Source organism: Flavobacterium sp. XGLA_31 (assembly GCF_051547105.1).
Taxonomy (GTDB): Bacteria; Bacteroidota; Bacteroidia; order Flavobacteriales; family Flavobacteriaceae; genus Flavobacterium.
Window position 1 is genome coordinate 91,434 of sequence record NZ_JBPTTM010000002.1, and the last position, 14,960, is coordinate 106,393.

Below are 14,960 nucleotides of genomic sequence, written 5' to 3' on the forward strand. Positions count from 1 at the left end.
TATGGCAGCAAAAACACTACGGTTACTTCTCGGAGACCAACTAAATCACCGACATTCTTGGTTTCAATCCGTGAATGATGACGTGACATATGTCATGATGGAAATCCGGACCGAAACCGATTATGCGGTGCATCATATACAAAAGATTGTTGGTTTTTTTGCCGCCATGCGGGCGTTTGCCGAAAAGTTGGAAGCCCAAAGGCATCGGGTGATTTATTTGAAATTGGATGATAAAAAGAATTTACAATCTTTTGAAGCGAATCTGTCCTCCATCTTAAAAAGCGATGAGTACAGTCAATTGGAATACCAACTTCCGGATGAATATCGGGTGGATTTGAAGCTGAAAAATTTTGCTTCAAGGCTTGCCATCCCCGTCAAAGTTTATGATACAGAGCATTTTTTCAGCACCCGAGAGGAATTAGGTCATTTTTTTGAAGGCAAAAAGACGTATTTGATGGAAAGTTTTTACCGCGCCATGCGAAAGAAATACCAAGTCCTGATGGAAGGCAACAACCCGATTACCGGGCAATGGAATTATGACAACGACAACCGAAAGAAGTTGCCCAAAAATCACAAGCCAACCACACCTTTGGCTTTCAATACTAACGTTTCGGATATCGTCGAAATGATTTCCCAAACAGATATCAAAACCATAGGAACCCTTGATGCCGCGCATTTTATTTGGCCCATAAACCGAAACCAATCCCTCGAATTGCTGGAGTTCTTTGTAACGGAATGTTTGCCGTTATTTGGTTCCTATCAAGATGCCATGGCTCCAAACGAATGGTCATTATACCATTCGAGATTGTCTTTCTCTTTGAATACCAAAATGATTTCGCCCTCAGAAGTGATTGAGAGAGCTATTGCCGAATGGCAGGTCAAATCCGAAATCATTACCTACAATCAATTGGAAGGTTTTGTTCGGCAAATCATAGGCTGGCGCGAATACATGCGCGGCATTTATTGGCTGAAAATGCCGGATTATGCTACGTTGAATTTTTTCAACCATCAGGCAAAATTGCCCGATTGGTTCTGGACCGGAAGAACCAAAATGAATTGTCTCAAAGAAGCCATTACCCAATCGTTGAACTATGCTTATGCCCACCACATTCAACGGTTGATGGTTACGGGCAATTTTGCGCTTTTGGCCGGAATTCATCCGGATGAGGTGGATGCCTGGTACCTCGGGATTTATATTGATGCCTTGGATTGGGTTGAAATTACGAACACCCGAGGGATGAGTCAGTTTGCCGATGGCGGTATTGTGGGGTCAAAACCCTATGTGAGTTCGGCGTCTTATATTGATAAAATGAGCCACTATTGTGGCAGTTGTTTCTACAATAAGGCTCAAAAAGTGGGTGAGAAGGCATGTCCGTTCAATAGTCTGTATTGGAATTTTTATGATAAGCATGAAGAGAAGCTATCCAAGAATCCGAGAATCGGAATGATGTACAAGGTGTGGCAAAAAATGAATCCGAATGATAAGTCTGCCTTATTGGAACAAGCCGATTACTATTTAAAAAATATCAATCAGTTATGAAAACAGCTGTCGTTTGGTTTAAAACCGATTTGCGGTTGACCGATAATGAAACGTTAGTAAAAGCCATTGCTCAAAATGATACCCTTATACCCGTGTATTGTTTTGATGATTTCCATTTTGAAACTACGGCCTTCGGCTTTCAAAAAACCGGAAGTTTCAGAGCCCGATTTTTATTAGAATCTTTAGCTGATTTAGACAATCGGTTAAGAGCATTAGGCTCAGGATTGTTAGTTGTAAAAGGCAAGCCCGAAATAGAAATCCCTAAAATCGTTCAACAGTACAAAGCACATCGCGTATATGCCAAACGCGAAGTGGCTTATGAAGAAAAACAAACGGAATCGTTAGTCCAAACAGCACTGTGGAAACACCAATGCGAACTGTTGACATGCAGCACCAGTACCTTATACCACGCTGAAGATTTGCCTTTTTCCATCAAGGACATCCCCGATGTGTTTACCAATTTCAGAAAGAAAACCGAAAAAGATGCAGTAATAAGAAAGGCCTTTGACCAACCGACAAGCATCCATTCACCTGAAATTCCAAAATTGATATTGCCGAAACTGACGGAATTGGGATTACAAGAAATGAAAGTAGATAGTCGAGCAGTGCTGCAGTTCAAAGGAGGCGAATCGGAAGCGCTCAAAAGAGTAAATCATTATTTTTTTGAAACCCAATACATCGCCCATTATAAAGAAACCCGAAACAGAATGGTAGGAGCTGATTATTCTTCCAAGTTCTCGGCTTGGTTGGCCTTGGGTTGTATTGCACCAAGATATATTTATCAGGAACTTAAAAAGTTTGAATCCCAATTCGGAGCCAATGAATCCACCTATTGGTTGGTGTTTGAATTGTTATGGCGCGATTATTTCCGGTTTATGATGAAGAAGTACCAAAACAAATTATTCCTCAAATCGGGCATACAAAATAAAGAGTTGCCTATGACTCAATTTGACAGACAAGTTTTTGAACACTGGGTTGATGGTAAAACCGGAATTGATTTTGTAGATGCCAACATGATAGAACTCAAGCTAACCGGATTTATGAGCAATCGCGGTCGTCAAAATGTAGCCAGTTATTTGTGTAACGATTTGAAACTCGATTGGCGTTATGGTGCGGCCTACTTTGAGCAACAGCTCATCGATTATGACGTTTGCAGCAATTGGGGGAATTGGGCTTATTTGGCCGGAGTAGGTAATGATCCCAGAGGCAACCGGTATTTCAATATAGAAAAGCAGGCAGCAGATTATGATAAAAATAAAGTTTACCGCGATTTGTGGTTGAAGCAAAAATAGAGGGGAAGATTTTTGAGATATAACTTAATGCGAATCAATCCAGGAAAAATTTCCGTTTTTTATTCGTTCTTTTTCCTTTTTGATAAAATCCAAATAGGCATAGGCAGCCGGACTCATTTTTTTTCCTTTCAGCCAAATTAATGTCCAATTGGTGACCAAAGGAAGTCCTTTGGCAGGAATGATTTTGATGGTTTTGTTTTCAAGTTCATTTTTTAAACCTATGAGCGGCATAACCGAAAGTCCCAACCCGGCAATAACAGCCTGTTTTACAGCTTCATTAGAAGTTAGCTGTAATTTCATTTTGGCCTTAATCCCTTGTTTGTTCAAATAATTTTCCATTGCAATTCGGGTGGCAGACCCATCTTCCCGATAAATAAGTGAACTATCGGCCAGGAATTCCTTTGTTTTTTTTGGGTCCACTATAGGATGATTTTGATTGGCAACCAAAAACAACTTATTGCTCAACAAAACCTCTGATTCAACATCTAAACCAGTGGGTAAAGTAGATACCAGGGCAAAGTCAACTTCATTATTTTTAAGTGCCTTAATTACTTTTAATTTATTGGTAACATCCATCTCCAATTCAATTCCCTTATTGTTATTCGTAAAATCGGATAAGAAATATGGCATCACATATTTTCCTGTTGACACTACGGAAATTTTTAATTTTCCGGCCAATATTCCTTTAAAGGCTAGTGTTTTATAGTTGATGTTATTGACTTCGTTGACTATGTTTTCTGCCGCCAAGGCAATTTCCTTTCCAAACTCGGTTATATACAATTGCCGTCCCATGACCTCTGTCAGAGGAATTTCGAATTGGTCCTGTAGGTTTTTGAGTTGTATGGATACAGCAGGCTGGGTTAGGTGAAGTTGCTCTGCTGCTTTGGTGATGCTTTTGGTCTCCGTAATTTTTAAAAATACCTGTAGTTGATGCAACGTGTAATTCATAAATTATTTTTATGTAAATCATAACAAATATAAATAAAAATATATGAAAATCCAATTTTACCTTTGTCAGGAATTAATCAAATTATACTATTATGCAACGAATCACAATCGCAAAAGGAGACGGAATCGGCCCTGAAATTATGGAGGCTACGTTAGCAATTATCAAAGCTGCCGGCGCACAGTTAGAGTACGATGAAATTGAAGTAGGAGAGAAAGTATACCTTTCAGGAAATACTTCAGGAATAGCCAAAGAAAGTTGGGACACCATCATCAAAAACAAAGTTTTTTTAAAAGCACCTATTACAACACCACAGGGTGGTGGTTATAAAAGTTTGAATGTAACGACACGAAAAATTTTAGGATTGTATTCTAATGTTCGGCCTTGTATGAGTTTGTATCCTTTTGTTGATACAAAACATCCTAAAATGGATCTTGTGATCATCAGGGAAAATGAGGAAGATTTATACGCCGGAATTGAGCACCAACAAACTGACGAAGTGGTGCAATGCCTCAAGATAATCAGCAGACCCGGATGTGAAAAAATTATCCGTTATGCTTTTGAATTTGCCAAACAGTACGGCAGAAAAAAAGTGACTTGCTTTACTAAAGACAATATTATGAAGCAAACTGACGGGCTTTTTCATAAGGTATTTGACGAAATTGCCGCTGAATATCCTGAGATCGAAAATGAACATTGGATTGTCGATATAGGGGCTGCCAAAATGAGTGATACTCCGGAAGCTTTTGATGTAATTGTTACGTTGAATTTATATGGAGATGTTCTTTCAGACATAGCAGCCCAAATAGCCGGTTCAGTAGGTCTTGCCGGCTCAGCAAATATTGGAGAAGAATGTGCTATGTTTGAAGCTATACATGGTTCTGCACCCCGCAGAGCGGGTCAGAATGTTGCTAATCCATCAGGATTGCTGCAAGGCGCCGTCATGATGCTCAATCATTTGGGACAAAATTCTGTTGCCACAAAAGTTCACAACGCATGGTTAAAAACGTTAGAAGACGGAATACACACTTACGATATTTACAATGAAGCAACCAGTACAAGAAAGGTGGGGACTAAAGAGTTTGCTGAAGCAGTCATTGCCAACTTAGGACAAAAACCAAAAACGTTAACGGCAGTGAACTACGAAAATGGCAAAGCTCTGATTTTACCAAATTACAAAAAGAAGCCTCAATCTAAGAAAGAGTTGATTGGCCATGATGTTTTTGTGCATTGGAATGGAACAGATGCTAACGAACTGGCTTTGAAAATGACAGCTATAGGCACCCCGAATTTGAAACTCAGTATGATTACTAATCGCGGAATTAAAGTTTGGCCGGAAGGGTTTTCACAAACTTTTTGTACAGATCATTGGAGATGCCGATTCAAGTCAGAGAATGGTCAGGTAATTTCAAAAGAGGAGATTATTATTTTATTGCAACAATGCATACACAATGGAATTGATACTATAAAAACAGAAAACCTTTATCTGTTTGATGGTCAAATGGCATTTTCACTAGGGCAAGGACAATAAAACTAAAATATTATGAAACTACAATTAATCGATGGTGCATTCAGTCCCACAGAAACGTTAGAACTCTTAACCCAATTGTATCAGGTAAAGATAAAATTTCATGAAGAAAAAGTGAAGAACAGTGCCAATGAAGAGGATATCAAAATGAGGGAGCGTAAAATTAAATTACTGCAAAAGAACTTAGATGAAGCCAGAGCCTTCATAAAAATGGAAAACAAACATTTTCATATCGAGAGTTATATAACCATTTGATTCCTTAAAAAGTGTTTCTACATAAGACAATTAGAATATGGGAAAAAACAAAGCTTTTAAAAAAGACACTTTTATACTGATTTTGCTATTGGTATTCTCAATGGGATGTTTAGTGTTTGACGTGTTAACTTCCAAAAAAATAATTGCCACCGCCTTCTTAGGTTTAGCCATTCTATTGCTATTGGCACAATTAAAAAAAATGAACATAAAAATATGAGCACTACAGAAAAAAAAGAGTTCCAACTCATTGATAGTACTTTCACTCCCGATGACGCCAACAGTATCTTAGTAAGTCTTATTCGCAATAAGATTAATTATCATAAGCTTGATGATTTCAGCAATCACATTCGATACGATAGGGACAGAGCACATTCCAAAAAACGCATCGAAGCGCTTTTGAAAACCAAAGAGGAACTTCAGGAATTCATTGCAGCAGCCAAACAGAAAGGGGTAAATGTCATCGTTACAAGCAGCATAAATATAACATATTCAAACGATGTTTGTGAATAGGAAATTACTTATTGCAACTAAACATCATAAAGAAAAAGTAATTGCCCCTTTGTTTGAAAAGGGAATAGGTGTTCGTTGTTTTGTCTCTGATGAATTGGATACGGATACTCTCGGAACGTTTTCCGGCGAAGTTTCAAGAAAGGATGATGCCCTGACGACGCTTCGAAAAAAATGCCTCCTTGCTTTAGAAAAGAATCACTGTGATTTGGTTATCGCTAGTGAGGGGTCGTTTGGCACTCATCCTGCCGTATATTTTGCAACTGCCGACGATGAACTTATGATGTTGATGGATGCCAAAAACAATATTGAAATTGTCATCAGAGAGTTGAGCATGGAAACCAACTTTAATGCGGCTGCTGTCACGAATGCGGCTGAATTGATTGACTTCGCCCAGCGGGTTCAATTTCCTTCGCACGGACTTATTTTAAAACCTGCTGAAAATGATTATCGCAAAGTAATCAAAGGAATAACCAATCTCAATCAGTTAAAAAAACACTTTTATGAGTTGAAAGAGGAATTCGGTTCTGTATATGTCGAAACAGATATGAGGGCCAATTTTAATCCAACCCGGATGAACGTTATTGAAAAAGCGGCTGTTAAACTTTTGAAAGCCGTACAATCTCCATGTCCACAGTGTGAGACTCCGGGCTTTACCATCAGCAAAGCTAATCCGGGTTTGCCCTGCAGTTGGTGTAATACCCCCACTGCCTCAACATTGAGTTATGAGTACCAATGTAAAAAATGTGATTTTACCGAAGAACATTTTTACCCACATGACAAAACAAAAGAAGACCCCACTTATTGTAACCTATGTAATCCCTAAAAAAAATGATATCGAACGACATCTATCAAGCGGCACACTTACTATATAAGGACGAAGTTGTTGCCATCCCAACAGAAACTGTTTATGGACTTGCCGCTAATATTTACAGTGAGAAAGCGGTTAAAAAAGTTTTTGAATTAAAAAATCGTCCATTTACCAATCCACTCATTGTGCATATAGGTTCAAAAAACCAATTAGACGATTTGGCTGAGAAAGTTCCGGAAATAGCTCAAAAATTAATAGATAGATTTTGGCCGGGTCCTTTAACTTTAATCTTAAGAAAAAAGAATAAAGTTCCTGATTTTGTTACCGGAGGAAAGGAAACGGTAGCTATTCGTATGCCCAATCATGGAAAAACATTACAGTTACTTAATTTATTGCCCTTTCCAATTGCTGCTCCCAGTGCTAATCCGTTTGGCTCCATCAGTCCGACTTCACCCGATCATGTAGCAGCTTATTTTGAGCATACCATTCCTATGATTTTGGATGGTGGTATCTGCCAAAACGGTTTAGAGTCCACCATTATTGGCTTTGAAAATGAAGTACCCACACTCTACAGACTGGGATCCATCACTGTTGAAGAGCTGGAACATGAAATAGGACCCATTAAGTTTCAAAATTTTGAAGAGAATAAAACGATAGCACCCGGGATGATGAACCGCCATTATGCGCCCGATACGCTAACCATAGTGTCAACCAATATAGCCGAAGCCCTCCACCTTTACAAAGGGAAAAAAATTGGGTTGTTACTCTTTAGTCCAAACAACAATTACAAAAATGTTGCACACCAAGAAGTACTTTCTGTAAAAGCGGATTTGAAAGAGGCTGCAGCCAATTTGTATGCGGCATTGCACCGATTGGATGCTCAGAATCTCGATGTAATAGTTACCGAACAATTTCCCTTAGAGCAATGGGGAAGAGCTATCAATGATCGCTTAAAAAGAGCAAGTCACCCAGTAAGTAAATAACCAATTATGAAGAGCGAAAAATTAAATCTGTTTTACGGTCTATTGTTTTATAAAATAAAAGCTCATAATACAGTCTGACTTTTCCAATCGAAAAGTAAATTTTTAAGAGACAAACAAGATTCGATACCATCTGTTTAAAAAAATAAAATGTACTTTTTGATTGGATTTTGAAAAGCGATTATTAGTTTATCTTTTTTGATTTCTTACCTACTCAGCAATACGGAGCAATAAAACTAGCTACTTTTTTTACCGGCTTTCCATTCGCTTTGCAACATTGCATATTGATATTCACTGCCCCATTTTCCTTTGAAAAAAATATTTTCAATAAAATGTCCTTCTTTTTTAAATCCGACACTTTCCAGTAATTTGATTGATGCGTTATTTTCTGTGTCTACAATTTCCACAACGCGATGCAGGTTTTTATCATCAAATAAAAAACTCAAAATACCCAGCAACGTTTCCTTGGCAAAACCTTTTCTTTGTTCCAGGTGAGATATTGTAATTCCTATTTCTGCAATTCGAGAGTCATAAGCATCTAATTTTATAGCACAATCGCCTATCAATCTTTCAGTATCCTTATTTTCAATAGCATATTGAACCCATTCACCTGCTTTTCCGAAATGCTTTGTTCCGTTGTCTAGAATAAAATCTTCAGCCTGACTCATAGTCATTACGTCAAAACCTTGGTATTTTGTGACTTCAGGATTGCAGCGGTAAAGATGAAAATCATTCAAATCCGTCACTTTAAGATGTCTTATGCTTAACCTATCCGTTTGTATTTCTAATTCTTTCATATTTTTATGTATAACTTCGTTCTATTTTTTGAAAGCTTCTTTCATAGCCATTTTGACTAAAGCTTCATATTCTTGTAACTCTTTAGCTTTTGGTAATAATCCGATTAAACAATGAATTTGACCCGCGAAGCATTTTTCCCAAACCATAACACCGGATTTTCTCAATTTATCCGCATACAAAACTCCGTCTTCACGTAGGGGGTCAAATTCAGCATTTATAATTACTGCTGGGGGAAGTCCTTTTAAATCATCCGTGAGCATGGGAGATACTTCAGGATTGTCAGTTTGTCCCGGGGCGTAAGTTTCTACCGAAAAATAGCAAGCGGCTTTAGTCTGAAAAAAGCCAACAGCATTCTCTTGATAAGAAACTGAGGTTTCCATATGCTGTGGGGTTAAATCAGCCGGAAGCCCATTCATGACCTGCAATTTTATTGTATTACTAATCCCGTCCTTTTTTGCTTTTTGTGAAATTACTGCAACTAAGTTGGCACCAGCACTGTTCCCTTCTAAAACAATACGCTTGGTGTCTCCTCCAAATTCTTCTCCATGTTGAGAAATCCATTTGAAGGCAGTGTAGCTATCATTAACTGCCGCCGGAAATTGGTATTCGGGAGCCACTCTATAATCAATAGCAAAAACTATGGCTTCATAATTTATAGCTTCTAGCCACAAAGGTTGTTCGAGACAAGGTAAAAGCGGAGAAATAAAACCGCCTCCATGATAATGGATAATAATGGGAAGGTTTTTACCATGGGTGGGATTAAAAACTAAAATCGGAATACTGTCATTTGTTATTTTAATTCGTTGGACATCTGCTTTAGGATATGGTGCGGCCGGTGGTCCTGCAAACTTAATTTGTTCAATCGGCAGTTTACGAAGCTGTTCCAAAGTCAAATCCTGATAATCAATTATCTTTAGAAATTGCGCAATTTCAGGATCGAGTTGTCTGGTACCGCAACTTTGAGCTACATTGATTTGATTTATCAATAAAGCAAAGCCAAGAATAAGGAAATTTATGTTTGTTTTCATCTTTATGAAAAGTCGCCCAAAAAGACGTTTCGTTACAAATTCAGAATATATTACTCAGGGCTCAAACAAAGTTACTTAAAATTTGAATGTTGATTTGAGTGATAAATAAAGGATATCATTGCCATTACCGGTAGCTTTTGGATAACTTCCCGCTTTAAAATAAGAAGCATCAAAAGCTAAGGCGCAGTGTTTGTTTTGTTGGTAACTGGTTTCCAGTAAATAGAGTTGGCCTAATGTTTTCTTATCGGTGGCGAATAAAGCATTGGGTCTTGGTCGGTTTTGAACCATGCCTGGAGAATAGGTACCGTCCTGGTTGCTGTTTCTTGACAGGAAAAAGACTTGTGCGAGTACATTTAGTTTTTGAACCGGATTGATTTTAAGATAAGGAGACAAGCTCAACATATTGGTCGCTCCGATAGGTGCGGCTAATCCATAAGCAGGTTTGGCATACAACAAATTATACGTGTTCAGTTTTTTATCGGTACTGTCTTTATCTCCTGAAGCAATATTAGCTGCGAATCCTATTATTCCTTTTTTAGCAGACATTACCGTTGCATTTACATCCGCCATGACATTATAGGCATCAATAGTTAAGTCATTGAATTTCCCGGTTTGATAGCCTCCTTCAAATTCAAAGTTTACCGTTTTCAGATTCGAAAATAGTCGAATCCCACATGTCTGTCTGTTTTCATAGCCGGCCTGATAATTATACATCCGGTCTCTCGATTGGAAGTTGAGAAAGTAGTAATCCAACCCCAATTTACGATTGGCATAGAATTGGGTTCCGTAAATCCCTAATAGTCCGTCGTGCATGCTTTCATCATCAAATACATATCGTTTGGAGATGACTTTGGAAACCGCAAAAAAGTCTAATGAACCGTTATTAAATTTTCGTTTAATCACTAAACCATCAAATGCCAGGCGGGTATTAGGTCCTTCCCTGAAAGTAATTAAACGATGATTGCCGTAAAATAACTCCTGATGCCCTAAACGGAAGTTCCAGTTTTTGAGTTTTAACTCTGCAAAGGCCTGATGCAAGCTTAACTGGTTTTCGTCAATTTCAGGAGTCATCGGGTTGTCGTTAAAAAAACGGGCCGTATTGCTGAGTTGCATGAAAACGCGGAAATGATCTCCCAACTCAATATCCGCATGCACCATAAGGCGATGCCAGAGCTGATTGACATGAATAGCGGAAAATGTTGGAGGAACATCACCAAAATTAAGGTTCTCATACTTTTGGTATTGTTCCCGTAATTCCCCTCCGAAAGAGATGTAGTTGTTTTTTCCAAGGGAGATATACTTAGCTTTGTCAAATCCTTTTTTGAGAGTATCCTTTTTTAGTGACGTAAAGTCATCGTCATACCGTAGCCAACTGATTTTGTTTTGGGCGGTTGAAGACGAAACTACGGTAGTGACCAGTAGTAACGTAATGAAAATAGATAGTGAAATTTTTTTACTCATAAGAGTAAAATTGTTTTTTTGGTAATCGTGACCCGAGCCATTTTGGCGAACAGATGAAATAATCTTCGATTTCATGATTTTGATTTGATTTTGATTTAGATTGGAACTGATGTAAAACCACAGGCCATTACCATTGCCATAATGACCCGTGGTAGGTATCGCTTTAGCGATTAAGGTTTGATAACATGTCCGGTTACTCTTCCGAAGACGCTTTTACGGAACATATATTCCAATTGTCTCATGGTGGTTGGGATTTCGCCAGGGAAGTAAGGGAAGTACTGGGGAGAATTTTCAATAACCGTCGGACTCACCGCGTTGATACGGATGCCGTTTTCCAATTCGATTGCAGCCGCACGAACAAAACCTTCTACGGCACCGTTAGCCGCTGAGGCGTTGGCAAAGTTTACCTGAGGCTCATGCGTAAGTGCCCCTGTGATTAAAGTAAAAGATCCTTTTGGGTTGATGTATTTTTGACCAATCAACACTAGGTTGATTTGCCCCATCATTTTACCTTCAACGCCTTGTCTGAAGGTAGTGTCATTCAATTTGGCCCATGGACCTACAAAAGTTGGTCCTGCTGTTGAAATTAAGGCATCAAAGGGTCCCACCTGTTGAAACATTTTTTCGATGGATTCCGTTGAAGTGATATCCGCATCGATGTCACCGCCTTGCGAAGCTACCTTGATGATTTCGTGCTCGCTTTCTAAGGCTTTTACTAAGTGTGAACCCATGGTGCCTGTGGCGCCTACAATAATGATTTTCATGATTTTACGTTTTAAAAATGAATGTGTTTATTTTTCTTTGGCAAAGATATTTAGGGTTTCAACGACCGTGTTAGGACAAAAATTGAGTTGAATAGGACATGTTTAAAGTTCTCTGCCTGTAGAAACTGTTTTTTACAAATTGGGAGAAAAAGTAAAAGCCGAAGTTCCTTCGGCTTTTACTTTTTATACATATGCAGGTATGGGCTGTAGCGGTATACTCTTGAGATTCTTTTTGATTTTCTAGGCTGTCTTGAGGACTGACTTTTATGAAATTAAAATTGTTCCAAAATCAATTTCTTACTAGCTGACATACCGGCTGTAGTCCCTGCGGCAACTGCATTGGCCACTGTTCTCATTTTGGTTGTATTATCGCCACAAGCATAAATACCTTCTACAGAGGTTTCCTGAAAACCGTTTACCTTGATGTAACCTTCCTCAGTTAGTTCGCAACCCAAAGATTCCGGGATAGGACAATGTTGTATGAATGGTCTTGGGGAATACAAGGCCGTCAGGGGTGATTTAGTGCCATCAATAAATTCTATATTTCGGATGTATCCTTCAATATGGTCTAACTTTTTAATTTCCTTTTCAACAATGGCTATGTTATGGGAACTTAGTTTTTTTGTTTGTTCAACGTTGAGGGTTGATTTTCCGTTAGTATAGATGGTAAGATCTTTTGTCCAATTCGAAATCATTTTGGAAAGTTCATAGGCATATTCGCCATTGCCCAGAATTCCTGTCTTGGTATTGCGGACTTCATAGCCATGGCAATAAGGACAATGGATTGCTGAAATGCCCCAAGACTCGGCGAAGCCTTCTATTTTTGGCATAATATCTTTTATGCCGGTGGCAAAAATCAGTTTTGTAGCTTGAAACTTTTCTCCGGCTTCAGTGGTAATCTCAAAACCATTTTCAATTTTAGTACCGTTTGTGGCCAATCCATTATAGAAATTAACATTTTCATATTGTTCCACTTGTTGTTTCCCGATGGTTGCGATGCCTTTGGGCGTGTTGCCGTCCTGTGTCAGAAAGTTATGGGAATGCGGCGTTTGTGCGTTGGCCGGTTTTCCGCTGTCAATAATCAGCACCGTTTTCAAGGCCCTGCCTAGTGCCATTCCGGCGGCCAGTCCTGAATAGCTTCCGCCAATAATAATAGTGTCAAATTTTTTGCTTTTTGTATTCATATCAAATTGATTAAATGGAAAGGGGGAAACTACCGCTATTATTCCGAGCCCGGCTTGCTTTATGAACCTGCGTCTTGGTAATTTCTGGGATTCCTGCATAAGATTTTGTTTAGTATTTAGCGATGCTGTTTTTTTGCTTACTTTTTTCGAGATGCTTTAGCGCCATTGCCATCCAGTATATCCCAATACTGTAAACGGTATGGATAAGTATTATTTTGATTAGTAGGAAGGGAGCTTGTGGTATCTTAGAAAAGGCTATGCCAAACCCAAGTACGGGTTGTACGATGCAAATCGGAATAAAAAGGGTGACATTTCCCAGTATCATAGCCGGAAGAAAGCTGGGGCTGTTGAGCCATTTTTTTCCGAATAAGAAGACCAATGAAAAAGCGAATACTACCCCAATAGTATAATGTGTAATCCATCCTATCAGCAATTCGTTTGCCATACTTGGTGTTTCCCTGATGGTGTTATGAACGAATTGTCCCTTGAAAATATAGGCTTCCCATCTACCGATGTACAAGATGCCATGACCTTTGTGAGTAAAAAGACTCAGTATATAAGTAAAGACATCAACGGCTGCTGTTGCTCCAATACCAACCAGTATCGTTTTCAGTGTGTTGTTCATTGCGGTTATTTAGTTACGGTCGTTTTCTTTAAACTGACGCATGATAAAGTCTACAATGGGAACTCCAACAAATACAATCCAAGGTACTAAGGCTATAGTTAGAATAAAGGTTCGTTGGTATAATGCCAGTGCATTTAATGCTTTACCGAACAGGAATAAAAAAAGGGTAATTGACGGATAAATAGCCAACCAGATTTTTAAGGATGCCATTAATTTCATTTTTGTTTTCATATTGTTTTCTTTTTGAAATAATTTACAGGGCAAAATTACCTCTACAGGAAACCACTATGTTAGGACAAATTTGGAGATGAATAGGACTATTTTTGAGTTTTACTTAAAGGAACAACCTTTCTTTTTATTTTAAGTAACGGTTTATATTTTCCAATTTGTATTCTGGAGAAGCATTAAAGAATAGGTTCAGCAAATTCATATGACCGGCACCATAAATTACCAGAATTTTATCCGAGTTATTACTCTCAATCTTTTGAATATTCCTGAAGATTTTAAGGTTTCGGTTGAACCACCAACCGGTGGTAAAATCTACACCAAAATCAGTATTCTCCGGGGTCTGATATTTAAAAGCACCTACCAAATAATTGCCCAAATCTTTTTCTATAGTAACAGGGTTATTTAATTCTTTCAGTTGGGCGATTATGCCTTTTGTTTTAAAAATATCCGTAGAATAATGTATTAATGTTGAGTCGGGATTATGAGTAAAGAAATTGGTAAATTTCTGTACTGCAATAGGGTCATGGTGCAGAATCGAGTCTATATTATCGTAATTTCTACCCCAATCATTAACACAGTATACTTTTTTTAAATGCAATTTTTTGGCTAACCTGAAACCAATTTGCTGGTATTCTTCTCTGTTAAGTTGATAAGTGCCATCTACATAGCAATTGTAAAGTGAATCCACTTTTGTTTGCAAAGACGGGTCAACTTCAATGGCAATAATGGTGGGTTTGAATTTTGAAATTCTCTCTACGATTTTATTAATTTCATCTTGGTATTTCTCATCAAGGACATCTATTTGGTCTTTTTTGTCAATTTTTTTCACATCCTTATTGTGAAATGCAAAATGGAAAGTTCCTAATGTCAATACTTCTTTTTTCTGGGATTGTCCATTAGTGACTATTGCGAGAAGCAAGACTAATAATGTAAAGATTGGATTCGTTTTTATTTTCATAAGGTTTTCTTTTAAAATAATTTTGCGAAACAAAACTACTTATGGTATAAATCAC

16 protein-coding genes are annotated in these 14,960 nt (G+C 38.2%); 7 read left to right on the forward strand and 9 right to left on the reverse strand.

The window, feature by feature from the left end:
• Position 1: 1 nt before the first annotated feature.
• On the forward strand, positions 2-1,540 hold the full coding sequence (locus tag ACSVH6_RS04385) for a cryptochrome/photolyase family protein (RefSeq protein WP_438075962.1): 1,539 nt from the start codon (positions 2-4) through the stop codon (positions 1,538-1,540).
• A complete protein-coding gene (locus ACSVH6_RS04390; RefSeq protein ID WP_438075964.1) occupies positions 1,537-2,832 on the forward strand; it encodes a DASH family cryptochrome in 1,296 nt (431 codons plus the stop codon). Before ACSVH6_RS04385 ends, ACSVH6_RS04390 begins: the two co-directional genes overlap by 4 nt.
• Positions 2,833-2,856: 24 nt before the next feature.
• Here the strand turns inward: ACSVH6_RS04390 and ACSVH6_RS04395 are convergent, their stop codons facing one another.
• Positions 2,857-3,780, reverse strand: a complete 924-nt coding sequence (locus ACSVH6_RS04395; RefSeq protein ID WP_438075966.1) for a LysR family transcriptional regulator — start codon at positions 3,778-3,780, stop codon at positions 2,857-2,859.
• Positions 3,781-3,872: 92 nt separating this feature from the next.
• Here ACSVH6_RS04395 and ACSVH6_RS04400 point away from each other — a divergent pair, with 92 nt between their 5' ends.
• The 5 genes from ACSVH6_RS04400 (at position 3,873) to ACSVH6_RS04420 (ending at position 7,862) form a co-directional block, all read left to right on the forward strand.
• Entirely contained in the window at positions 3,873-5,309 is a 1,437-nt protein-coding gene (locus ACSVH6_RS04400; protein ID WP_438075968.1) for an NADP-dependent isocitrate dehydrogenase, read from the forward strand.
• A gap of 12 nt (positions 5,310-5,321) precedes the next feature.
• Positions 5,322-5,561, forward strand: a complete 240-nt coding sequence (locus ACSVH6_RS04405; protein ID WP_438075970.1) for a hypothetical protein — start codon at positions 5,322-5,324, stop codon at positions 5,559-5,561.
• Between the two features lie 213 nt (positions 5,562-5,774).
• Positions 5,775-6,071: a hypothetical protein gene (locus ACSVH6_RS04410; RefSeq protein ID WP_438075972.1), complete on the forward strand. Its 297-nt coding sequence runs from the start codon at positions 5,775-5,777 to the stop codon at positions 6,069-6,071.
• On the forward strand, positions 6,058-6,894 hold the full coding sequence (locus ACSVH6_RS04415; protein ID WP_438075974.1) for a DUF6671 family protein: 837 nt from the start codon (positions 6,058-6,060) through the stop codon (positions 6,892-6,894). Before ACSVH6_RS04410 ends, ACSVH6_RS04415 begins: the two co-directional genes overlap by 14 nt.
• A gap of 5 nt (positions 6,895-6,899) precedes the next feature.
• Positions 6,900-7,862 (forward strand): L-threonylcarbamoyladenylate synthase, encoded by a 963-nt coding sequence (locus ACSVH6_RS04420; RefSeq protein WP_438075976.1) that lies wholly within the window; start codon positions 6,900-6,902, stop codon positions 7,860-7,862.
• 233 nt (positions 7,863-8,095) lie between these two features.
• Here the strand turns inward: ACSVH6_RS04420 and ACSVH6_RS04425 are convergent, their stop codons facing one another.
• The 8 genes from ACSVH6_RS04425 to ACSVH6_RS04460 all read right to left on the reverse strand — a co-directional run bounded on the left by ACSVH6_RS04425 (position 8,096) and on the right by ACSVH6_RS04460 (position 14,905).
• Positions 8,096-8,656, reverse strand: coding sequence for a GNAT family N-acetyltransferase (locus tag ACSVH6_RS04425; RefSeq protein ID WP_438075978.1), 561 nt, complete (start codon positions 8,654-8,656; stop codon positions 8,096-8,098).
• Positions 8,657-8,677: 21 nt separating this feature from the next.
• A complete protein-coding gene (locus ACSVH6_RS04430; protein WP_438075979.1) occupies positions 8,678-9,685 on the reverse strand; it encodes an alpha/beta hydrolase in 1,008 nt (335 codons plus the stop codon).
• 75 nt (positions 9,686-9,760) lie between these two features.
• Positions 9,761-11,221: an alginate export family protein gene (locus ACSVH6_RS04435; protein ID WP_438075981.1), complete on the reverse strand. Its 1,461-nt coding sequence runs from the start codon at positions 11,219-11,221 to the stop codon at positions 9,761-9,763.
• 95 nt (positions 11,222-11,316) lie between these two features.
• Entirely contained in the window at positions 11,317-11,910 is a 594-nt protein-coding gene (locus ACSVH6_RS04440; protein ID WP_438075982.1) for a short chain dehydrogenase, read from the reverse strand.
• A gap of 272 nt (positions 11,911-12,182) precedes the next feature.
• The gene (locus ACSVH6_RS04445; RefSeq protein WP_438075984.1) at positions 12,183-13,094 is read right to left on the reverse strand and encodes an NAD(P)/FAD-dependent oxidoreductase; all 912 of its coding nucleotides are present in this window, start codon (positions 13,092-13,094) and stop codon (positions 12,183-12,185) included.
• A gap of 109 nt (positions 13,095-13,203) precedes the next feature.
• Entirely contained in the window at positions 13,204-13,719 is a 516-nt protein-coding gene (locus tag ACSVH6_RS04450) for a DUF2938 family protein (protein ID WP_438075985.1), read from the reverse strand.
• Between the two features lie 9 nt (positions 13,720-13,728).
• A complete protein-coding gene (locus ACSVH6_RS04455) occupies positions 13,729-13,950 on the reverse strand; it encodes a hypothetical protein (protein ID WP_438075987.1) in 222 nt (73 codons plus the stop codon).
• Between the two features lie 124 nt (positions 13,951-14,074).
• The gene (locus ACSVH6_RS04460) at positions 14,075-14,905 is read right to left on the reverse strand and encodes a DUF5694 domain-containing protein (protein ID WP_438075989.1); all 831 of its coding nucleotides are present in this window, start codon (positions 14,903-14,905) and stop codon (positions 14,075-14,077) included.
• Between the last annotated feature and the right edge of the window lie 55 nt (positions 14,906-14,960).

Excerpts from the sequence above, each read along its gene's own strand:
- ACSVH6_RS04385 (WP_438075962.1), top strand. The coding sequence starts at position 2 with ATGGCAGCAAAAACACTACGGTTACTTCTCGGAGACCAACTAAATCAC.
- ACSVH6_RS04390 (WP_438075964.1), top strand. The coding sequence starts at position 1,537 with ATGAAAACAGCTGTCGTTTGGTTTAAAACCGATTTGCGGTTGACCGAT.
- ACSVH6_RS04395 (WP_438075966.1), bottom strand. The coding sequence starts at position 3,780 with ATGAATTACACGTTGCATCAACTACAGGTATTTTTAAAAATTACGGAG.
- ACSVH6_RS04400 (WP_438075968.1), top strand. The coding sequence starts at position 3,873 with ATGCAACGAATCACAATCGCAAAAGGAGACGGAATCGGCCCTGAAATT.
- ACSVH6_RS04405 (WP_438075970.1), top strand. The coding sequence starts at position 5,322 with ATGAAACTACAATTAATCGATGGTGCATTCAGTCCCACAGAAACGTTA.
- ACSVH6_RS04410 (WP_438075972.1), top strand. The coding sequence starts at position 5,775 with ATGAGCACTACAGAAAAAAAAGAGTTCCAACTCATTGATAGTACTTTC.
- ACSVH6_RS04415 (WP_438075974.1), top strand. The coding sequence starts at position 6,058 with ATGTTTGTGAATAGGAAATTACTTATTGCAACTAAACATCATAAAGAA.
- ACSVH6_RS04420 (WP_438075976.1), top strand. The coding sequence starts at position 6,900 with ATGATATCGAACGACATCTATCAAGCGGCACACTTACTATATAAGGAC.
- ACSVH6_RS04425 (WP_438075978.1), bottom strand. The coding sequence starts at position 8,656 with ATGAAAGAATTAGAAATACAAACGGATAGGTTAAGCATAAGACATCTT.
- ACSVH6_RS04430 (WP_438075979.1), bottom strand. The coding sequence starts at position 9,685 with ATGAAAACAAACATAAATTTCCTTATTCTTGGCTTTGCTTTATTGATA.
- ACSVH6_RS04435 (WP_438075981.1), bottom strand. The coding sequence starts at position 11,221 with ATGAAATCGAAGATTATTTCATCTGTTCGCCAAAATGGCTCGGGTCAC.
- ACSVH6_RS04440 (WP_438075982.1), bottom strand. The coding sequence starts at position 11,910 with ATGAAAATCATTATTGTAGGCGCCACAGGCACCATGGGTTCACACTTA.
- ACSVH6_RS04445 (WP_438075984.1), bottom strand. The coding sequence starts at position 13,094 with ATGAATACAAAAAGCAAAAAATTTGACACTATTATTATTGGCGGAAGC.
- ACSVH6_RS04450 (WP_438075985.1), bottom strand. The coding sequence starts at position 13,719 with ATGAACAACACACTGAAAACGATACTGGTTGGTATTGGAGCAACAGCA.
- ACSVH6_RS04455 (WP_438075987.1), bottom strand. The coding sequence starts at position 13,950 with ATGAAAACAAAAATGAAATTAATGGCATCCTTAAAAATCTGGTTGGCT.
- ACSVH6_RS04460 (WP_438075989.1), bottom strand. The coding sequence starts at position 14,905 with ATGAAAATAAAAACGAATCCAATCTTTACATTATTAGTCTTGCTTCTC.